Origin of the sequence: uncultured Sunxiuqinia sp. (assembly GCF_963974515.1) — a bacterium.
Lineage (GTDB): Bacteria > Bacteroidota > Bacteroidia > Bacteroidales > Prolixibacteraceae > Sunxiuqinia.
Genome location: NZ_CAXBDD010000163.1, coordinates 1 through 5,157, shown reverse-complemented (window position 1 = coordinate 5,157; position 5,157 = coordinate 1). Strand labels below are relative to the sequence as shown.

At 40.8% G+C, this 5,157-nt stretch carries 2 protein-coding genes and 1 tRNA gene; 1 reads left to right on the top strand and 2 read right to left on the bottom strand.

The genetic code is table 11. From position 1 onward, the window contains the following. Nucleotides 1–353: 353 nt before the first annotated feature. Both AAC033_RS18200 and AAC033_RS18195 read right to left on the bottom strand, forming a co-directional pair. Nucleotides 354–1,556, bottom strand: coding sequence for an ATP-binding protein (locus tag AAC033_RS18200; RefSeq protein WP_339740798.1), 1,203 nt, complete (start codon nt 1,554–1,556; stop codon nt 354–356). 469 nt (nt 1,557–2,025) lie between these two features. Beyond that, nucleotides 2,026–2,100: transfer RNA gene (locus AAC033_RS18195), tRNA-Val, on the bottom strand. A gap of 164 nt (nt 2,101–2,264) precedes the next feature. Here AAC033_RS18195 and AAC033_RS18190 point away from each other — a divergent pair. Continuing rightward, a complete protein-coding gene (locus AAC033_RS18190; RefSeq protein ID WP_339740795.1) occupies nt 2,265–4,826 on the top strand; it encodes a LamG-like jellyroll fold domain-containing protein in 2,562 nt (853 codons plus the stop codon). Nucleotides 4,827–5,157 lie beyond the last annotated feature (331 nt).

The window sequence follows — 5,157 nt, the reverse complement described above, 5'->3', positions numbered from 1 at the left end:
AGACTCCGATAAGTGAATGGAAGAAAAAATCGCTCGCCGGATCACTCACCAGAACATTGAATTTGATAATTTTTGGCTTGAGAAAAAAATCAAAAATCCAATAAATGATTCATTTACTGGATTTTGATTCGATTTGTAGAGTCCGAAGTGGGCTGTGCTGGACTCGACCCATATCCAGCAAGCATCTCATTAACAACACTTTAATTCAATGTTCTTTTCCTAGAACTCATCGTATCGCTCCAGACGAAATATTTTGTACTATTTTGACTAGCAATACAATACGCAAATTTAAGGATATCCTCCAATTTGAACTAATTTCCACTCAAATTCTTTTCAACAACCAGAACTCGCCTCTATACAAATTCCGACAAAAACTGCCTTAACGGAATATGCTTTACTCCCTCGTAACTAACCCCGGAATATTCATCCATCGTAACCACATATTTCGGGTAGTTGTCTTTAATGTCCAACAAATTTCCAAATTCGCGTTCCATCGTCTGTTTCTCGGTAATTCGAAGCGCAACCTGAATGTACACCTTTTCCCCTTCCCGCTCTGCAATAAAGTCAATCTCACGATCTTGCTGCTTTCCGACCAAGACATCATACCCAAAAGTCTTTAAGTGAAGATAAACTGCATTCTCAATAATTTGCCCCAAGTCGAAAGGAGAAAAGCCGGCAATCGAATTTCGCAAGCCAATATCGTTGAAATAATACTTTTCGCCCACCTCAAAAACTTTCTTCCCCTGAATATCCGAGCGCTGCACGCCCGCTATCAACATCGCAGTTGTCAGATAATTCAGATAATTCAAAATTGCGTTGATTGAAATAGGCACATTTTGCGACTTCAAGAATTTACTAATCCCTCTGGCCGATATTAAGTTTCCAGTTTCATTCGCCAGGTACCTGATTAAACGATTCAAAAAATCGACATTGCGAACCTCAAAACGGGAAACAACATCCCTAAAAAGAATCGATTGACTTATATTCTTTAAGTAGTCAAAAACCGTCTCGTCAGTAAGATCCAAGTGAATCAGGTATGGAAGTCCGCCATATTTCAGATATTGGTTTAAACTGTCCACTGTATTTTCGAGTCTATGAAAAACTAAAAACTCCGGATAGTTCAAGGTATGAACAGGGATTTCAACATATCTCCCTCCCAGGTATGTACCCAGTTCTCCTGACAAAATATTGGCATTGCTTCCTGTGCAATAGATATCAAAGCCCCCTTCTGCCAAAAGACTTCTCAGTGCCTTCTCGAATTCAGGAACAACCTGAACCTCGTCTATCATCAGAAAATTGAGCCCTCCTTCAATTGACTTTGATTTCACGTAGTCATAAAGGGCCGTCGATGTATTGAGTTTTTCATACTCATTCAATTCGAGATTGATATAAATAATGTTTGGATTTTGGAACTGCTCACGGATACTATCCATAGCCTGAAACAACAAATAGCTCTTTCCAACCCTGCGCTGGCCAATCAGAACCTTTATAATCTCCTTTCCGATGTAGCGGTCAATCCGCTTCTTATAGATCTCTCTTGTAATATATGTCTTCATTGTATTTATAAGTGACAAACAATCAAATATACTATATTGTGTCATCTATACAAAACAATATGGATATAAAAGAGCTGTCTGCCTCCCATAAATATCCTGATAGCGGATTTACATGAAAACTAAAGTGACCTTCCTCCTCATACCAATCAAAAGATGAATGCCTACCTGAAAGAAATAGCAGACGTATGTGTGCGTGCTTAGGATTGATTTACTCACGCGCATTTCATTAAACTTGCTGTAAAATGCTTCATTTTAGCACCTAAAAAGCATACTTTAAAAAATGCAAAGAGCATTATTACAGACGATTACAGTGATGCTGGTGAGTAAATATAACATAAATAATCAACTCACCGGATCAATCACCAGAACATTGAATTTGATTGGATTATTTTGGTATTTGGAAGAAACAAAAAAATCCAGTAATCATTTGATTTACTGGATTTTGATTCATTTTGAAGTATAGCCTCCGTGGGCTGTACTGGATTCGAACCAGTGACCCCTACCCTGTCAAGGTAATGCTCTAAACCAACTGAGCTAACAGCCCTTCTGAGCCACAAAAATAGGAAAAATTCAGTTCGATTTTCAAATTCTGAAAAAAATGGCCTGATTAATGCTGGATTTCGATCCGGCTTAAAAGCTATCGCAATGATTCAAGCCTTTTTATATCTTTGTTTGACTAAAAATTGAATGGTTTTTGTTTTCTTGTTTATGAAAAATCAGAAGCAGATAAAATATATCTCCCTGTTCGTTGGTTTTTTCCTGGCAGCTCAGGCTTTGATAGCTGCTGAAGATGTGGTTTTTAAGCATTATGATGAAAGCATTTTTGTTATTTCCAACTTTTCAGGGACTGATGCAACCTCAAAGGAAAACCAATCGGTTCAGCAATTGCTTGATGCCAATATTGGAGGCTTTCGGTTTTACCTGGAATGGGGGCGCCAGCAGAATCAGCTCATGTTGCTTAACGCCTACGGGCAGTCTACGCCGTTTCTGGATCAGTTGGTTGTCATTCGGAAGCACTTGGAGACTAATCCGGATAAGATACTGACTTTGTTTTTGGATTTCAATGTGAATGTGAATGAGCTGACAGAAGTGGTTGAGCAGTCAGGCATTCAGCATTATCTGTATGTGAATGAAAGTGAGCACGAGTGGCCTACCTTGAGGAACATGGTTGAAACGGGTAAGCGGGTGATCATCTTCAAGATGCAGGAACACCGGAATAGTCCGGATTGGTTACACTACGTTTGGGACTATGCTGTGGAGCCGTATTTCTCTATTTTGGAAGCACCTGATTTTATTGGTGAGTTTTTGAAAGGTGATCCAAAAAACAATTTGCTGATTTACAATGATTATAACTTTCCAAGGCGAGCTGGACTTCCGGAGGAGTCTTTTTTTAATACCACTCAAAATCCTTATTTAATTGAGCATGTCAAAAATGTTTGGAAGAGCACCGGTAAAACGCCGAATTTCATTATGCTTGACCGTTACCAAACCTGGATTATTCAAGTACTTTCCCAGCTCCGAAGTTTTCAAACGGTAAAGGGAACCGTGACGTTCAACGCACAGACGCTCAGTTATGTGAGTTGGGAAGGGACGAACAGCCTGACCAGTGGAAAATATTCTTTTCCGGTTGGGCCGGGCGAAACTTTGGTATTGACCCCCCGAAGTCCGGGATACCAGTTTAAGCCCGAAACGGTTGTTTTTGAGGAGCCGGAACAAAGTAAGTTGCAGCATTTTGTCGCTGTTCCGTTAGAGATCACGGAAGATCTGGAAGCTTATTACTCTTTCGAAAATGGGTCGATGGATTACAGTAATAATGGGTTTAACGGGAAGGATGTGGCTGTTCATTATCAGGATGATCCTGACCGGAATATGGTGGCAGTCTTTGGAAAAGAGAGCCACATTGTGCTTCCCAAAGCTGAGGAGCTCAAATTGCGTGACCATGACTTTACGGTTTCGGCTTGGGTGAAAATCCGCGACTATGACGTGGAAGACCGCGATATTAGCATCATAGGAACCAAGGGAAGTTCGTATCAACAATCCATTCATCTGGTGTTGCGAAACCGTAAGCCTTATTTTGGGTTTTACGCCAACGATCTGGAGGGAAAAACCATTATTGAACCCGGGAAGTGGTATCACCTGGTGTGGCGTTACAATAAACTGACTGGCGAGCAGGCTATTTTCGTGGATGGAAAATTGGACAGCCGGTCGTTAGGGCACCCTTCCTACAAGGGACGTGAGAGTATTTATGTTGGCATGGCTGGCTACAGTTCGAACGCCTACATGAATGGCGAAATTGACGACCTTGTTATTTGGTCTCGCACGTTGGGCGAGGAAGAAATTTGGAGCTTAAGCAGAGATTTAATGGATTTGGCGCAAAGTCGCAACCTATTTTTACGTTATCCTTTGTTGTCCAAAATTGGCGTGATTTTTCTGGCCTTGCTTCTTTTGTTGTTCATTTATTTGAAACTGCCCGCACGTTTAGGACGCAAGAGCTTGCTTTCTGCCGAAAAGTTGAAAGAGCTGGACGACAGGCAAATCGATTATCCGATTAAGAATTACATCCAGCTTTTTGGTGATTTTCGGGTGGTGGACAAGGATGAAGTAGATATTACCGGACAATTTACGCCGAAGATCAAACAGTTGTTTTTGCTGATCCTTGTTTATTCGCAGCATCACCGTAAGGGTATATCGACCAAGGAATTGTCGCACATTTTATGGCCTGGATTGAGCTATCAGAATGCGAAGAACAGCCGTGGGGTTACGATACGAAAGTTGCGGATTATACTGGAACGGATGGATGAGGTGGAAGTTGTTTTTAATGTCGATTGCTGGACAATCAGATTTGGCAAAACGGTCTATTGCGACTATGTTGAGTGCTTGAGACTGTTAGAGGCCAACAAGGAAAAGGATCCGGTTTTCTACCCTGATTTCTATAAGATCATCCGGGCCGGAGAAGTTTTTAAAGATGAATCTCATGATTGGCTGGATGATTACAAGGGGCATGTTGGAAATAATATCGTGGATAATTTGTTGAAGTTTATTCATCTTCTCGATCCTGAAAACGATCATGAGCTTATCTTGAAACTGGCCGATCGGATTCTGCTCACCGACCCGGTTAATGACCAAGCCTTATCTTATAAGCTTCGGGCTTTGGTTTTGCAGAATAATATGAATACCGCGAAGTATACTTACGAGAAATATGCGTTGTTATACGAAGAATTGTACGGCGAAAAACTGGCTCTTACCTTCGATGATTTGCTCAAATCGTAATGGCGATTCCATTGAGGGTTAATTTTTTTAATTAATCTTAATTGGTGCTATTAATCAGTGTATTATAGTTTTTAAAACATGCTGCATAGCACAAAATTAACCCAGCTATTAACCCAGTGATAATCGCGATGTAAGCCGGAGTTAAAAGGTGGGTAATTGGCGTGGGCTAGATTCGGGACTTAAATTTGAAACAAAACTATAATTGAACCCCGGATGAAATTGAAGTTGATAAAAAAGTTGAGTGGAAAACGCCTGTACGCCGGTTTCATTTTACTGGGAGCAATAGCTTGCGTGGTGGTAATTGGCATGGGAAATAAAGCGATGGAGTACA